Source organism: Aquimarina sp. EL_43 (genome assembly GCF_943422735.1).
In the GTDB taxonomy this organism is placed as follows: Bacteria; Bacteroidota; Bacteroidia; order Flavobacteriales; family Flavobacteriaceae; genus Aquimarina; species Aquimarina megaterium.
On record NZ_CALSBR010000001.1, the window covers coordinates 107,973 to 123,508 of the forward strand.

Genomic DNA, 15,536 nt, shown 5'->3' on the forward strand with positions numbered 1-15,536 from the left:
CTTATATGTATATTATTAAAAACTTCTAACAATTATAGTTCTGGCATCGCCAGACATTTTAAATTTCAAATTCTTTGACAGTTCATTACTACCAAATCGTTCAAAAATCAAGTTATTACCTTCTTGTATAAGTTCTAAATTAGTTGATATATCAGGATTAAAAGAAAAATCAGTCACAGAATTATTATTTCCTGTTTGTATAATTGATTTCTCTATTTCTCTGGCAGATTCATTTATCTCTACTAGATTTTGATCCCCTTTCTGAAGTATTTTAATATCTGAAGATTCTGCAATAATAGTAGAAAGCACAGCATTACTTGTTCCTATTTGCTGAATAAAAACTGCATTTACTCCATTAGAAAGAGGTGACGATTCTGCTCCTGTAGATAACACATTATTAACCTGAGACAGGGTAATAAACTTATCTTGATCAGTAACAGAAAGCTCGCTTTCACCTTTTAAATTTTGAGCATACCCATTAGAAAAAGTAAAGAAAATAAAAAACACCAATGTCTGTATAAGAATGGTTTTGTTCATCTTTTTCAGAATTTAAAAAAATCAAGATAAGAGTTATGCTCAAATTGAGCATAACTCTTATAAAGAAATTAAAGTTTATTCGAATTTAATTAATTCGAACCATTTTGAGTTACAGTAGCACCATTGTTTACTCCTGTTTGAAGGATCACACTAGTGTTCATATCTCCTATCTGAGTTACAAAAGTATTGTTACCTGTTCCTACCTGAGTATCTGTAGCGACATTCATATTTCCAAATTGGAAAATATCACTTGTATTGCTTGCTCCATTTTGAGTTGAAGTAGCTCTATTTTCATCACCAAACTGAATTTGGCTAACAAGGTTATTTTCTCCAGCTAAATTTAAATCTGAACTTCCTTCTTGAGAAGCTTCAGCAACGTTACCATTACCTAGTTGAAGTTGTCTTGTAGTATTTTCTCCTCCAAAGTTTATAAGGTTCTGAGTAGCAGAAGCGTTGTTTCTATCTCCTAACTGAGTTTGTACTACAACATTATTATCTTCTTCGTGTCTTGCAAAAGCTTCGTTACCATTACCAGATTGAAATTGATCTACAAGACCACCTCTAGAAGTAAAGAACGCTCCTCCTTGTACAGAAGTCGCATTGTTACCAACTCCTGTCTGACTTTGGATAGCTGTATTATTTGTTCCTGATTGTGTTGTAGAAGCAACATTCTCATCACCAGATTGTGATTGATCAGAAATATTAGTACTTCCGTTTTGAGACGCTGTAGCTGCATTACTATTACCTTCCTGTACTTGAGTAGCCAAGTTATCTCCTCCAAAAGATCCTAAATTTTGTTCTGCACTTGCATCATTAGAGTCTCCTGTCTGGCTTTGAAGAATTGTATTATTATCTTCTTCATGATTCGCAAATGCATTATTTTCATCACCTGCTTGTACTTGCTCTACTCTTCCTCCTCTAGAATCAAAAAGAGTACTACCTTGTACAGAATTTGCAGTGTTACCTCCACCTTCTTGGTCTTGGCTCACAGAGTTATTATTACCCCACTGTCCCGCAGTAGCAATATTAGCATCTCCTATTTGTGATTGTGAAGAAAGATTGTTCTGCCCTACTTGTGTAATAGATGCTGTGTTAAAGTTTCCTTCTTGATTAAGTTCACTAAAATTATCTATCCCTTCTTGGCTTGAAGATCCAGAGTTACCATCTCCAAATTGAACCTGAATAGCAGTATTGGTTAATCCTTCCTGAGATATTGTTGCTTCGTTTCTATCTCCTTCCTGAAGTTGATTAGCTACATTGCCGCCCCCTTCAAATGCTAAGTTTTGAGTAGCTCTAGCAGAATTACCATTACCTACTTGTACTTGATACACTTGATTATCAGCTTCTTCATGATGAGCAAAAGCCGAATTCTTATCTCCGGTTTGAGATTGTTCTACAACTCCATTAGTTGAATTAAATGCAGCAGTACCTTGAATAGCTTCTGCATTGTTAGCCTTTCCTTCTTGAGTTGTTAAAGAAGAATTAGTTGCCCCTACCTGAGAAATATTAGCGATATTATCATCCCCGGTTTGAGTAACATTACTGTTGTTTGACTGTGCGATCATTGCCGTAGCACTTAATAAAGCTGCTAGGCTAAAAATTAATTTTTTCATACGTAATATATATTAAAAGTGATTAAATTGAGTTACTCTCCTTAAAATTTTACAGCACAAGAACAATAAAGATCAGAAAAATCTAATCTCCATTATTATTCAATAAAAACAAATATATTTTGGGACCTGGGGGGGTATAATCAAAAGTATGACGACCATTTTGACATTATCAAATTTAGGAAAATATTAAAGCTATTATTATCAATTTCCCAACTATTCGACGAAATACATGCAAAAAAAACCATAGAAATTTGAATTTCTATGGTTTTTAAAGGGTTTATCAAATATGATTTTTTTGCTAAAATTTCATTGAAAAACAAATCGTAGGTTAATTCTTACTTGTTTATAAAAACCAACACCATTTCTAAGGCAAAAAGATTTGATTACCTTTTCAAGTTTAAAAACCAAGTAAAGAAGTAATCACCTCCTTACCTAATTAGCCCCTCCTTGAGTCACATTAGTAGTATTATTAGTTCCTGTCTGAAGAATTGTGCTCATATGCATATTTCCTACCTGATTCAGTGATATATCATTACCTATACCAAATTGAGTATCCTCTGCTATATTCATGTTTCCAGACTGTAAAATATCGTTTACATTATTTATTCCATTTTGAGATGAAGTAACTTTATTTTGACTTCCAATTTGAATTTGATTAATTAGATTATTCTCTCCTACTAAATTCAAATCCGAGTTTCCTTCCTGATAAGCTTCAACAATATTTCCATTTCCAACTTGAGCCTGTTTAACAGTATTTTTTCCACCAAAAAATAGAATATTTTGAGTTGCAGAAGCACTATTCCTGTTTCCAACCTGAGCTTGTAGTACTGAATTTTTATCTTCCTCTTGCTGAGCGAATGCTTTGTTACTATTACCATACTGAAATTGATTTACCATCCCACCTCTAGAGGCAAATAAAAATCCTCCTTGTTTAGAAATTGCTTCATTATCTACTCCTGTTTGGTTTTGAAAAAGCACATTATTTCCCCCAAATTGCGTTGCCGAGACTCTATTTCCGTTACCGGATTGTGACTGGTTTAGACGATTTTCATTTCCATCTTGTGCTGCTATAGCCGAATTACCATAACCATTCTGTATTTGCATTGCAAAATTCTTACCTCCAAAACGAGTTAAATTTTGCTCAGCCCTGGCATTATTTCCATCTCCCCCCTGCCCTTGAAGAATAGTATTTTCATCTTCTTCATGATTTGCAAAAGCTGAATTCTCATTTCCATATTGCACTTGCTCAATTCTACCTTCTCTAGAATCAAAAAGACTACTTCCTTGCATAGAAGTCCCTGTATTTCCATCTCCTCGTTGGATTTGGCGTATAAGATTACCATTACCCAATTGTTCAGCCTTAACCATATTAGAATTTCCGGCTTGCCTTTGTAAAGAATTATTTTTGTCACCCTCTTGAAAAACCGAGGCGGTATTAAAGTTCCCTACCTGCATAAGCCTACTAAGGTCATTGCTTCCTAATTGCACCGAAGAAGCAGAATTACTTTTACCTATTTGCACCTGAAACGCAGAATTAGATACTCCTTCCTGAGATATTATAGCATCATTCTTATTTCCTTTTTGACGTTGTCTTGCTATATTATTCCCCCCTTCATATTTTAAATTTTGTTTAGTATTTGACGAGTTACGATTACCTATTTGTACCTGGTTTACTCGATTATTCTTTTCTTCATGTTGGGCATAGGCAGAGTTCCTATTTCCTGTTTGAATTTGTTTTACAACCCCGTTACTAGAGTTAAACTCCTTACTCCCTTGTATAGTTTCTGCATTATTGCTTATCCCATTTTGAATAGTTAAAGAAGAATTAGAAACCCCTATTTGAGTAACATTAGTAAAATTTTTTTCTCCTGTCTGCGTAACAGAACTATTGTTCGATTGTGCGATCATTGCCGTGGTACCTAATAAAGCTACCAAGCTAAAAACTGTTTTTTTCATGTATAATATAAATTTAAGTGGTTAATATGATTTTTATATAAAAACTATTGCACGATAAAGGAATATTAGAAAAATCTAATCTCCATTTTGACTAACATGAAAATATGTGCTTGGGGTTAGGGAGGTAGTATCAAAATGAGTTACAATCATTATGATAGTATTCAAATTTAAGAAAATATTAAGTCTATTTATAACACACTTGCTTTACATTCGATGAAATGCATACGGAAAAACCATAGAAATATATATTTCTATGGTTTTTAAAGAGTTCTTAAAATTGTTAATTTTTAGTTAACTAATCATCAAGAACAATACTTGTGAGACAATTCTTACCTATCTTGTAAAGAGCAGTTCTCTATATTTTGTTAACGGCCATAGTTCATCATCTACAAGCAACTCTAATTTATCGCAACTATATCTAATTTCATCAAACATAGGTTTTACTTTATCACAATAACTTGAAGCTTTTTTCTCTAGATCTTCAAGTTTATTTGCCTTTTTACGTGCTTCGGTCATTTCATTAACCTTAGTATTGATCTTACCAATATGTCCCGAAATCTCTTCTATGATTTCCATCTGCTCCTTAGCATATTTCTTGAAATCTTTACCATATAGTTCTTTTAATCCAGATACATTATTGATTAACATATTTTGATATCGTATAGCGGTCGGAATCACATGGTTTCGAGCAATATCTCCAAGCACCCTACCCTCTATTTGAATTCTTAATACATATTCTTCTACTTCAATTTCATAACGAGCTTCGGCTTCAATCTTATTCATTACCCCCATTTTCTCAAAAAGCTCTAGGTTTTTCTTAGAAACCTTAGCTTTTAGCGCTTCGGGAGTAGTTTTATTATTACTTAACCCTCTCTTCTTAGCTTCTTTTTCCCATTCCTCGCCATATCCGTTTCCTTCAAAAAGAATATTTTTGGACTGCTTTATATACTCTCTTAGCACATTAAATATTGCCTCATCTTTTTTGAGTCCTTTTTTATCAATCAATGCGTCAACTTCTTTCTTAAAATCTACCAGCTGTTTTGCTACGATAGTATTAAGAATTGTCATTGGGTTTGCACAGTTTGCTTTAGATCCTACGGCTCTAAATTCAAATTTATTTCCTGTAAAAGCAAAAGGAGAAGTTCTATTACGATCTGTATTGTCTAATAAAATCTCTGGTATTTTTCCTACTACATTTAATTTAAGATCTGTTTTTTCTTGTGGAGATAATTTTCCATTAGTAACTCCTTCCAATTCTTTAAGTACAGCTGTTAATTGTTCTCCTATAAATACAGACATAATAGCTGGTGGTGCTTCATTAGCCCCTAGACGGTGATCATTACTAGCCGAAGCAATCCCTGCTCTCATTAATTCTTCATTTTCATTAATAGCTTTAATAGTATTAATGAAAAATGTTAAAAATTGAAGATTACTCATTGGTGTTTTTCCCGGACCTAATAAATTTACACCAGTATTTGTTGCCAAAGACCAGTTATTATGTTTTCCTGATCCATTTACACCTGCAAAAGGTTTCTCGTGCAAAAGTACAGTTAGGTGATGTCTTGCAGCTACTTTATCCATAACATCCATAAGTAAGGAGTTGTGATCTACGGCAAGATTTGTTTCTTCAAATATAGGAGCCAGCTCAAATTGATTAGGAGCTACTTCATTATGACGTGTTTTTACCGGAATACCCAACAGCATACATTCTGTTTCTAAATCCCTCATATAATCCAAAGCTCTCGTAGGAATGCTTCCGAAATAGTGATCATCTAGTTGTTGTCCTTTTGCTGCAGAATGACCAAGAAGTGTTCTACCAGTCATTACTATATCTGGTCTGGAATATGCCAATGCACTATCAATCAAAAAATACTCTTGTTCCCAACCTAAAGATGCATTCACTTTTTTAACATTCTTGTCAAAATACTTGGCAACCGCTGTTGCTGCATTATCGACAGCCTGTAAAGCTCTTAACAATGGCGTTTTATAATCAAGAGCCTCCCCTGTATAGGCGACAAAAACGGTAGGAATACATAATGTAGTCCCATAAATAAAAGCAGGAGAAGTAGGATCCCATGCAGTATATCCTCTAGCTTCAAAGGTATTACGAATCCCTCCATTAGGAAAAGAAGATGCGTCTGGCTCCTGTTGTACCAGTTGTCCTCCTCCAAATTTTTCGATTGACTGTCCATTACCTATGGTTTCAAAAAATGCGTCATGTTTTTCTGCTGTTGCTCCTGTTAATGGCTGAAACCAATGTGTATAATGTGTTACACCTTTAGAAAGTGCCCATTCTTTCATCGCAGATGAAATTTGATCAGCAATCTTGCGATCAATCTTAGAACCATGTTCTATGGCATCCATTACACTACTATAAGCATCTTTGGTAAGATACTGAAGCATGGTTGTTTGATTAAATACATTGTTACCAAATAATACGGATCGACGTTCTGTTTCTGTAACTATAACAGGTTTACGATGTAAGGTCTCTTTTAGAGCTTGAAATCTGAGTGTTGACATAATTAAGTGAGTTTTATACAAAGATAAAAGAAGTTTCTATTGATAATATAAAAAATATTTTCTTTCAAAATTAATAATTATTTAAAATACCCCCTAAAAAAACAGGGTATTAATAAAACTTATTACAAATATGATTATACACCCCCTATTTTTTTGGTAATACCAAAATAAAAATTAATTTTGAACCTTATAACAATTCAATTTATAAAGTGTTAATTATGAGTAAAGCTAAATTAGAATACATTTGGCTAGATGGTTACAAACCAACTGCTAACTTAAGAAGTAAAACAAAAATTGAAGAAAATTTTAGCGGAAAGCTTGAAGATTGCCCTATGTGGTCTTTTGATGGTAGTTCTACAAGACAAGCAGAAGGTGGTTCTTCTGACTGTTTATTAAAACCTGTTGCTATATATCCTGATCCTGCAAGAAAAAATGGATACCTGGTAATGACAGAAGTTTTAAATTCTGATGGAACTCCTCACGAATCTAATGCAAGAGCAACAATCGATGATGATGATAATGATTTTTGGTTTGGTTTTGAGCAAGAATACTTTATTATGGATTCTAAAACACAATTACCTCTAGGATTTCCTGTTGGTGGTTACCCTGGTCCACAAGGTATGTATTATTGCTCTGTAGGAGGTAGAAACACACATGGAAGAGATTTTGTTGAAGAACATGCTGATCTATGTATCGCTGCAGGACTTAATTTTGAAGGAATTAACCAAGAAGTTGCGAGTGGACAATGGGAGTTTCAATTATTTGCCAAAGGAGCTAAAAAAGCCGGAGATGAAATATGGGTAGCTCGTTATTTATTAGATCGTCTTACCGAACATTATGGATATTATATTGAATATCACCCAAAACCTATTAAAGGAGACTGGAATGGTTCTGGTATGCATGCAAACTTTTCTAACGAAGTATTAAGAACATGCGGTTCTAAAGAAGTTTATGAAACTATTTGTGAAGCATTTAGACCTGTTACCAAAGAACATATTGCTGTATATGGCGAGTTTAATGATCAACGATTAACCGGTGAGCACGAAACACAATCTATACACGAATTCTCTTATGGAGTATCAGATAGAGGAGCATCTATAAGAATTCCTATTATCACCGTAGAAAAAGGATGGAAAGGTTGGCTAGAAGATCGCAGACCTGCATCTAATGGTGATCCATATAAAATTGCCGCAAGAATTGTAACCACGGTTAAAACTGCAGATGTTGCATCTGTAATGGCATAATAATTTATTGTATGTAACTTAACTAACTAAGTTGGTTAAACACCAAAACACCTTTAGGAATTTTCTAAAGGTGTTTTTTTTATTGTTTATACAGACTACAATCCTAATTGTTCTCTAAATTTTATGGATTGCCTTCTGGATATTTCTATTTCTAAACCAGAACCCATAGTGACTTTTAACTTACCATTAAACCACGGAACAACCTTTTCTATAAAGTTGAGATTAATGATTTGCTGTCTGCTGGCTCTAAAAAAGGTCTTTACAGGAAGTTTTTGCTCTATTTGATTTAGAGATTTATAAATTAATGGAGCTTCTTGATCAAAGTATACTCTCGTATAGTTTCCGACCACTTCAAACAGTTTTATATCTGATATCGTTACTAACCAACATTTTTCTCCTTCTTTAATAAAAATCTGACTGGTTTCTGACAATTTTTCTTTTGACTCAGAGGTTTTCTTTTCTTCAATAGTTTTCTGTATTTTTTCTATTGTCTTAGAAAATCTTTCTTCATTAATTGGTTTTAATAAATAATCAAACGCATTATATTCAAACGACTTAATAGCATACTCATCATAAGCAGTTGTAAAAACAACCAAAGGCACTTGATCTAACATTTCTAATAAATCAAAACCATTTTTTTCTGGCATATTAATATCCAGGAATAAAATATCCGGATTTGTACTTGTTATAAGCTCGTATCCCTGATCCACATTTTCGGCTTCACCAATGATCTCTACCAAAGGATACTTTTTAAGTAACTCTTTTAATTCATTACGTGCTAAACGCGAATCTTCGACAATAACAGCAGTATTACTCATCTAACGGTATTTTTATTCTGGCAACTACTTCTTGGTCCTCTTCTTTCAATTCAAAGGAAGAGGTCGTACCATACAATAATCGTAGTCTTTCTGAAATATTCTGAAGCCCAATTTTTGTAGTAGATCTACTTTCTTTTAGCATTCCCGTATTATACACCTCGATTTGCAAGTCATTATTTCCTGTTCTTATTTTTAAAGATACTACTCCACCCCCTATTTGATTAGAGATTCCATGTTTTATAGCATTTTCTACCAACATCTGAATTAGCATAGGAGGAATTTTTATATCCAATATACCTGCTTCGATTTCTTCATGATATCGCAATCGTTTTTCTAATTGAATCTTTGACAATTCGATATAATTATTAACAACCTCAATTTCTTCTCCAAGAGTTATTTTATCTACTTTATTACTATTTAATGAATACCTTAACAACTCTGACAACTTAGTAATCATCTCTCGTGATTTATTCACATCTTCTAACATTAATGCTCTAATATTATTAAGGCTATTGAACATAAAATGAGGATTAATTTGACCTTTAAGTGTGTTGAGTTGAGATTCCCTTAATATACTCTTTAATTGCAGGCCTTCTACTTTTCCTTTTTGAGCTCTTAGAATCGAATTGATTGAGAAATAAAGAATGAGCCAAAAAAATAAGATTACAGAGATATTGATAAAATTGAGGATATAATCATTAAAAGATCTATCTAACTCTTTATTTTCGATATTTACATATAATAAATAAACCAAAACCTCTACAAATATTGTCATTGCCAAGCACATTAACAGGTAGATCAAAAGTATTCTAATGACTATCTTAATACTTATAGTTTCTATGAAAATTTTATTTCTAATTAATAGCCATAAAAACGAAGAAAACAATATTCCTGCACTAGTAAATAAGACTGCTTCTGAAACAATATAGGTTTGAGATAATGTTTTTTCATAGTTAAACTTTGTATACACAATAAGACAACCAGGTATCCCCCAACCTAAAAGTTGTAAAATCCAAAACCAGTTCTTTTTTGAAATCTTTAATGTATTCAAATTGTGATATCGTTTATCATAATTACCTAAATATCTATCGATTATCTAATTTTAAAAAATTAGAATCGTTTCAGAATCCATTTACTAATTATTTGCATTGCTTCTGGAGCAAAAGTTTCTTCAATATTGGGATACTCTGATTCTGAACCAGTCTTTGCTGTCTGAAATAAATGATTTAAGCCTTCAATTTCACTTATCGTTACATCCTTATTTCCAGATTTTTTCAGAATGCTCTCGATTCTTGTTAAGTTAAGATCAGGTATCACCTGGCAATCTTTACTTCCGCTAATTGCTAATATAGGAGTTTTTACTTTCGACAAAAACTGCTTTGGATCTGTTCTTACAAAATAACGCATCCAAGGATCTTTAATAAACTCAAAAAGTTGCTGCTCTAACATCCCCAAAGAGTATACTTTTTTCATGCTATCATCTAAAGTATTATGGTATGCAGTCATATTTTCTCTAGACATCATCTTCATTACAGCTACATCCTTTTCTTTTTGAATTGATGTTAATACAATATCGGTAAACCTGTTATTGATTTCTATTATTTTTGGTGAAACGCCTTTTAATTCGGCGTCAAGTTTCATTTGTGACAATAATACTTCTTTCCCATCAACGCCAGTTCCTGCCAAAAGCACAACAAATGCTACCTTTTTATTTTTAGAAGCCACTATAGGAGCAATAAAACCTCCTTCACTATGTCCTACCAAGCCAATCTTATTTACATCAACATCATCTCTGGTTTTAAGAAATTTAATTGCGGCTTCGACATCAGACGCAAAATCAACAGAGGTTGCTCCTTTAAAAACACCTTCACTTTTTGCCACACCTCTTTCGTCGTATCGCAATACGGCTATACCCTGACGAGTTAAGAAGTCTGAAAGCACTAAAAAAGGTCTATGATTAGCTGCCTTAATTTCTTCATTTCTGTCCTGTGGACCGGATCCCGAAATTAAAACAACAACTGGAGGTTTTTTTTTATCTTTTGGCAAAGTTAGCGTTCCCGATAGCTTAATACCACTGGCTTCTGTATTCTTAAAAACAATATCGATTGACTTATATGGATATGGTTTTTTGGGGTCTTGCGGTCTACCCTTAGTAACAACATCCCCTTTTTTAAGGTTTAACGGAAATTTATTCCCTGCCTGATCAAAAACCCCTTTTACTTCATGATTTTCTAATACTCCTTCATACATAACCTTAAAAGCTTTAACCTCGATAGTAAGCTTCTGATTTACATATGTTGTTTTTTCTGCCGGAAGCTCTTGATCTGATTGTTTTGGGCTTTTTAAAGTAGATATATAGGTATTGCCTTCTTTTTTAATTTTAAAAATGACAGGAAGTTCGGTTCCCTGAACCTTAATTGCTCCATTCCAAATCCCGACAATCTCCTGCGCATTTATAATTTGAGAAAGAAAAGCTAGTAACAATCCAATTATCCATTTAACCAATGACATCATAATTAGTTTCTTTTTGATTCATGATCAAAAATATATGAATCTCTATATATAATAGTTCAAATTATGACGAATGGTAAATATGCAGGATAGATGGTAATGATGAAATCATTATATATCTGCTTTTCTCAATAGATATAACTTCTGTCTACATGTGTAGTTTATTCTATAAAAACCATTGCAATAAAAATGCAATATGCTGCAAAAATCAATAATCCTTTTGGGCGTCCCAGGATCATTTTTTTAGGTATAAAAGCCAATGGAAGTAAAATCATAGCAAAACCAAGCATCCAATAAATATTTACATTCATTAGTGTTTCATCTTTTACTGCGATAGGCTGAATTAATGAAGTTATTCCTAATACTGAAGCGATATTAAAAATGTTGGATCCGATAAGATTTCCTAATGAAATTGCTTTCTCTTGTTTAAGAGCTGCAATAACAGAAGCAGCTAATTCTGGTACACTAGTCCCTATTGCAATAAGGGTAACTGCTATTACACCTTCACTAACGCCCATTTTTTTGGCAATGGTTTCTGCCCCGCTCACCAATAATTCTGAACCAAAATATAATGCACTCCCCCCTATAAATAGCCAAATTATAATTTTAAAATTAGATGTTTTCTGAAGAGAATCATCGACCTCTTCTGTTGCAGTTTCAGAAGATTTTCTAGCTCTTCGAATCAAGAGGAACAGATAAACAATTAAAGATATTAATAACAAAAGTCCTTCTAACTGAGTTAAAATTGCATCATTTTCTAAAAAGAGATATAAAACAAACGATAACAATACCATTACCGGCCAATTGAATTTGTAAAAATCCTTATCGATAGCCAAAGGACCTATTATAGCAGTAATACCCAATACCAAACCGATATTAGCAATATTAGACCCAACCACATTACCTAAAGATATATCCGACAATCCGTCTAATGCCGCTTGAATGCTTACTAATAATTCTGGAGCAGAGGTAGCAAAAGAAACTACAGTTAACCCAATAACCATACGAGACAATTTAAGTCTAAAAGACAAGGCAACAGAGGATCTTACCAAAAATTCTCCTCCCACAACAAGAAGTATAAGCCCTATAATAACGTACAATATACTGGCAACCATAAATTTTAATTTTGTTTGCGAAGATACTATTATATAGAAACTTTTCTCAAAAAAAAATAGCATCCATATTTCAGGATGCTATTTGATAATATAACTCTATATATTAGCAAGTAAGTTAAGGGGTATTACAACTATTCTTGCTAAATTTTCTAATACAGAAAATTAAGAGCTACTCTATCCAAATTACTCCATTCTCCGTCGGTATTTGCAGGATAACAAGCGTTCATTATAGAATTAGCATCTCCTCCCGGACCTGCTGTTCCTGGAATAAACACTAAACCATCGTTACCTACTCCTTCATTACTATTTTCGCCACATGTTTTTCTGGTATCCCAGTCTGTATGTCTAAATCCTATACAGTGACCAATTTCATGAGCTAATAAGTGTTCTAGTTGTTGATTTGTTTGTGTTAAATTTGCTCCGTTATTAATTCTTACTCTTGTAAAAGGGTATCCGTTACTAGGAAAACCTGCAATCCCTGCTGATCTGTTTGGATCTGGGTTTATACTATTATCTACATACACTAATATATCTCTAGCACCCCAGTTTGTTCCGAAGGATAATTCGAATCTAATGCTAAGGTTTTCATTATTATAATTGTCAACCGCATATCGAAGACCTGTTTGTGCTGTAGCACTTAACCCAAATTGATTATTTCCTGTATACCCAACAACACGAATAACATTAGTGGCAGTTACTGTATTGTTTGTTCTATATTGTTTGTTTTGAATACCACCATGAAGCTGCATATTCATTAGTTGATCTTCGGTAAAAAGAATATCATCTTCAATCTTATATGCGGTTTTTTGGGTTCCATCGATATCGTTTAAAGTAATTTTTTCGACACCATTAGGGTTAAAATGTAATTCTGTTATTTTGTTTAACACATCTTTTGAAATTTCTTGAGAAGATTGATCTGCCACAACTTCTGGAGATTCTTTTTCACATGATGTAAAAACTGATAATGTAGCAGTAATGAACACTACTGCAAGGGTTTTAAAATTTTTCATTGAGTTTGTATTATTATGTTAAAACTTTAACAATATATTCTTAAATTTTCTTAAAACTTAATCATAATACACAAACCGTCGATTTCTTTACATAAACTGCTATTTTTTGACAATAAACAGTAACAAACCCGTATTTCTTTAACGTTAAAAGCGCAATAACACTTTAATATGTGTGGTTTTATCTGGTATTCACAAGATATGCTCTACAACTTATTTCATTAATAATAGATTTATTTACACCAATCACAATTCATTTTTTGTAAACAACAAAATTGCAATACATACTGTATAACTTTATTAGTTTCGTAATTTTACTTACCATATATCACAGATATGACAACAAACAGGTATATTATCGTATTGTTTTTTCTATTCGAATTGCTCTCTGTTGTATCAATTTATGCAAAAGACACAACAGTGATTGATCCAAAAAAAAGAGCTCAGGATTCAATTCTAATCAATCTTAAACAAAAACGAGAACAGGCAAGGCAGTTAAATCATAAAGATAGCATTATCAAAAATGACCTATCATTATTAAGATTCTACACATATAATCAATCTAAAAATACGGACACAGGTAAGCTATTTGATTTATTAGAGTATTGCACAGATAACGACAATATTAATTGTCGTATAGAAGTATGCGCTATGCTAGCCTGGCAAATGCAAAAAAAAGATCAATATTCGCAAGCTTTAGAATATTACAACAAAGCTATTGATCTTTCTAACGCTACTGAAAAAGAACCTTTTAAATGGCACATTCTAATTAATCAGGGAACACTATTCAATGAGTTATTAGAACCAGAGCTTGCCAGGGAAAATTTTAAGATTTCGTTTAAGTATATTAAACCAAATGAAGAGCACAGGATGGCTATTTCGCTTCTAAATATTTCTTCTACATTCGAAAAAACAAATCCTGATTCGATGGCTTATTTTTCTAATAAGGCCATACGAATTCTTGAAAAAAATCCAAAGGGAGACAATTCCCTGGAAATAGCTGCAAATAATGTTGCTTATGGTTATATCAAGCAGAATAAACTAAAAGAAGCGTCGAGAGTTATTGATAAATATATTGATCTAAATAATATTACAGATAGTAAAAAAGAACAGTTTGGATCATTTTTCTTCAACACAGTAGGAGAATTAAATTATAAGCTAGGTCATCTAGACAAGGCTATTGATTATTACAAGAAATCTATAAGTTATACAGAGAACGCCTATCCTCCTTCTAATCTAATGAGTTTAAATGATTTGGCAGAAATTTATGAAATCAAAGGAGAATTAAAAAAGGCTATTCAATACTTAAAAGCTAAAGAAAACTATCTTCAAAAATTTAATGAACATAATCTTAAAAAAGAGATTGCCCGATCAGAGTATAATAAAATACTAGCCGAAAAAAACAAACTAATTACTAATTTGGAGAAGAAAAATCAAAAAACAAATAAACAAGTTTACAATAGTAAAATTCTCGCCTTAAGTTCGGGAGTTATCACTATAATATGCATCTTGTTTTTTTTAACTATTTATCAAAAAAGCAGGTTAAAAATATCACAACTCAACGAAGAAATAAGTTTGGTTAGATTAAAATCATTACGATCAATAATGAATCCACATTTCTTGTTTAACTCATTCAATACATTGCAAAGTTATATTCTTCAAAAAGATAAATTCGAAGCCAGTGAACATATGAGAGAACTTTCTCAATTAATTCGAAAAATACTATCTAACTCAGATAGTCTATACATTAGTTTTAAGGAAGAATTAGAGATTATCAAGACCTATATAACTCTAGAAAACAAACGATTTGAGGATCAATTTGAGTTAAACCTAACAATTGATGAGAATTTAATAGAGCTTAACCCTAAAATACCTTCTATGATTATTCAACCACATCTCGAAAATGCTGTTATACACGGGTTAAGTTCTAAAAATAAAAAAATACTAAAGCTTTCATTTCAAAAAAAGAAAAATAGTATACAATGCATTATCGAGGATAATGGTATTGGCAGAAAAAAATCTGCCAAATTAAATAAAAAATCAAAAAACACTACCAATTTATCAATTGCATCAGGAAATACAGCAGAAAGGATAAAGCTTCTTAGAAAGGTAGGATATAAAAAAACGTCTATGAAAATTACAGATTTGTTGGATGATAATAAAAAATCAAGAGGCACCAGGGTTACCGTTAATCTACCAATTATAAATTAATAGT

Annotated in this window: 11 protein-coding genes; 2 read left to right on the forward strand and 9 right to left on the reverse strand. The window is 32.5% G+C overall.

Annotated features, from left to right (window positions below):
* Positions 1-15: 15 nt before the first annotated feature.
* The 4 genes from NNL09_RS00550 to NNL09_RS00565 form a co-directional block, all read right to left on the reverse strand.
* Positions 16-537: a hypothetical protein gene (locus NNL09_RS00550; RefSeq protein WP_025666672.1), complete on the reverse strand. Its 522-nt coding sequence runs from the start codon at positions 535-537 to the stop codon at positions 16-18.
* A gap of 89 nt (positions 538-626) precedes the next feature.
* Positions 627-2,150 (reverse strand): hypothetical protein, encoded by a 1,524-nt coding sequence (locus tag NNL09_RS00555; RefSeq protein WP_025666671.1) that lies wholly within the window; start codon positions 2,148-2,150, stop codon positions 627-629.
* Between the two features lie 432 nt (positions 2,151-2,582).
* A complete protein-coding gene (locus tag NNL09_RS00560) occupies positions 2,583-4,106 on the reverse strand; it encodes a hypothetical protein (protein WP_025666670.1) in 1,524 nt (507 codons plus the stop codon).
* A gap of 333 nt (positions 4,107-4,439) precedes the next feature.
* On the reverse strand, positions 4,440-6,626 hold the full coding sequence (locus NNL09_RS00565) for a glutamine synthetase III (RefSeq protein ID WP_025666669.1): 2,187 nt from the start codon (positions 6,624-6,626) through the stop codon (positions 4,440-4,442).
* Between the two features lie 218 nt (positions 6,627-6,844).
* Here NNL09_RS00565 and NNL09_RS00570 point away from each other — a divergent pair, with 218 nt between their 5' ends.
* A complete protein-coding gene (locus tag NNL09_RS00570) occupies positions 6,845-7,870 on the forward strand; it encodes a glutamine synthetase beta-grasp domain-containing protein (RefSeq protein ID WP_025666668.1) in 1,026 nt (341 codons plus the stop codon).
* Positions 7,871-7,965: 95 nt separating this feature from the next.
* Here the strand turns inward: NNL09_RS00570 and NNL09_RS00575 are convergent, their stop codons facing one another.
* From NNL09_RS00575 to NNL09_RS00595, 5 genes are all read right to left on the reverse strand, one after another.
* Positions 7,966-8,688: a LytTR family DNA-binding domain-containing protein gene (locus NNL09_RS00575; protein WP_196910609.1), complete on the reverse strand. Its 723-nt coding sequence runs from the start codon at positions 8,686-8,688 to the stop codon at positions 7,966-7,968.
* The gene (locus NNL09_RS00580; protein WP_025666666.1) at positions 8,681-9,739 is read right to left on the reverse strand and encodes a sensor histidine kinase; all 1,059 of its coding nucleotides are present in this window, start codon (positions 9,737-9,739) and stop codon (positions 8,681-8,683) included. Before NNL09_RS00580 ends, NNL09_RS00575 begins: the two co-directional genes overlap by 8 nt.
* A gap of 59 nt (positions 9,740-9,798) precedes the next feature.
* The gene (locus NNL09_RS00585; protein WP_025666665.1) at positions 9,799-11,202 is read right to left on the reverse strand and encodes a S9 family peptidase; all 1,404 of its coding nucleotides are present in this window, start codon (positions 11,200-11,202) and stop codon (positions 9,799-9,801) included.
* Positions 11,203-11,360: 158 nt separating this feature from the next.
* Positions 11,361-12,314, reverse strand: coding sequence for a calcium/sodium antiporter (locus NNL09_RS00590; RefSeq protein WP_196910610.1), 954 nt, complete (start codon positions 12,312-12,314; stop codon positions 11,361-11,363).
* A gap of 149 nt (positions 12,315-12,463) precedes the next feature.
* On the reverse strand, positions 12,464-13,324 hold the full coding sequence (locus NNL09_RS00595; RefSeq protein WP_025666663.1) for a M57 family metalloprotease: 861 nt from the start codon (positions 13,322-13,324) through the stop codon (positions 12,464-12,466).
* Between the two features lie 333 nt (positions 13,325-13,657).
* Here NNL09_RS00595 and NNL09_RS00600 point away from each other — a divergent pair, with 333 nt between their 5' ends.
* Positions 13,658-15,532: a histidine kinase gene (locus NNL09_RS00600; protein WP_196910611.1), complete on the forward strand. Its 1,875-nt coding sequence runs from the start codon at positions 13,658-13,660 to the stop codon at positions 15,530-15,532.
* The last annotated feature ends 4 nt before the right edge of the window (positions 15,533-15,536 follow it).

Bases quoted from the DNA above. Each gene is read 5' to 3' on its own strand.
- NNL09_RS00600 (WP_196910611.1), top strand. From the start codon at position 13,658: ATGACAACAAACAGGTATATTATCGTATTGTTTTTTCTATTCGAATTG.
- NNL09_RS00555 (WP_025666671.1), bottom strand. From the start codon at position 2,150: ATGAAAAAATTAATTTTTAGCCTAGCAGCTTTATTAAGTGCTACGGCA.
- NNL09_RS00575 (WP_196910609.1), bottom strand. From the start codon at position 8,688: ATGAGTAATACTGCTGTTATTGTCGAAGATTCGCGTTTAGCACGTAAT.
- NNL09_RS00560 (WP_025666670.1), bottom strand. From the start codon at position 4,106: ATGAAAAAAACAGTTTTTAGCTTGGTAGCTTTATTAGGTACCACGGCA.
- NNL09_RS00590 (WP_196910610.1), bottom strand. From the start codon at position 12,314: ATGGTTGCCAGTATATTGTACGTTATTATAGGGCTTATACTTCTTGTT.
- NNL09_RS00595 (WP_025666663.1), bottom strand. From the start codon at position 13,324: ATGAAAAATTTTAAAACCCTTGCAGTAGTGTTCATTACTGCTACATTA.
- NNL09_RS00585 (WP_025666665.1), bottom strand. From the start codon at position 11,202: ATGATGTCATTGGTTAAATGGATAATTGGATTGTTACTAGCTTTTCTT.
- NNL09_RS00550 (WP_025666672.1), bottom strand. From the start codon at position 537: ATGAACAAAACCATTCTTATACAGACATTGGTGTTTTTTATTTTCTTT.
- NNL09_RS00565 (WP_025666669.1), bottom strand. From the start codon at position 6,626: ATGTCAACACTCAGATTTCAAGCTCTAAAAGAGACCTTACATCGTAAA.
- NNL09_RS00570 (WP_025666668.1), top strand. From the start codon at position 6,845: ATGAGTAAAGCTAAATTAGAATACATTTGGCTAGATGGTTACAAACCA.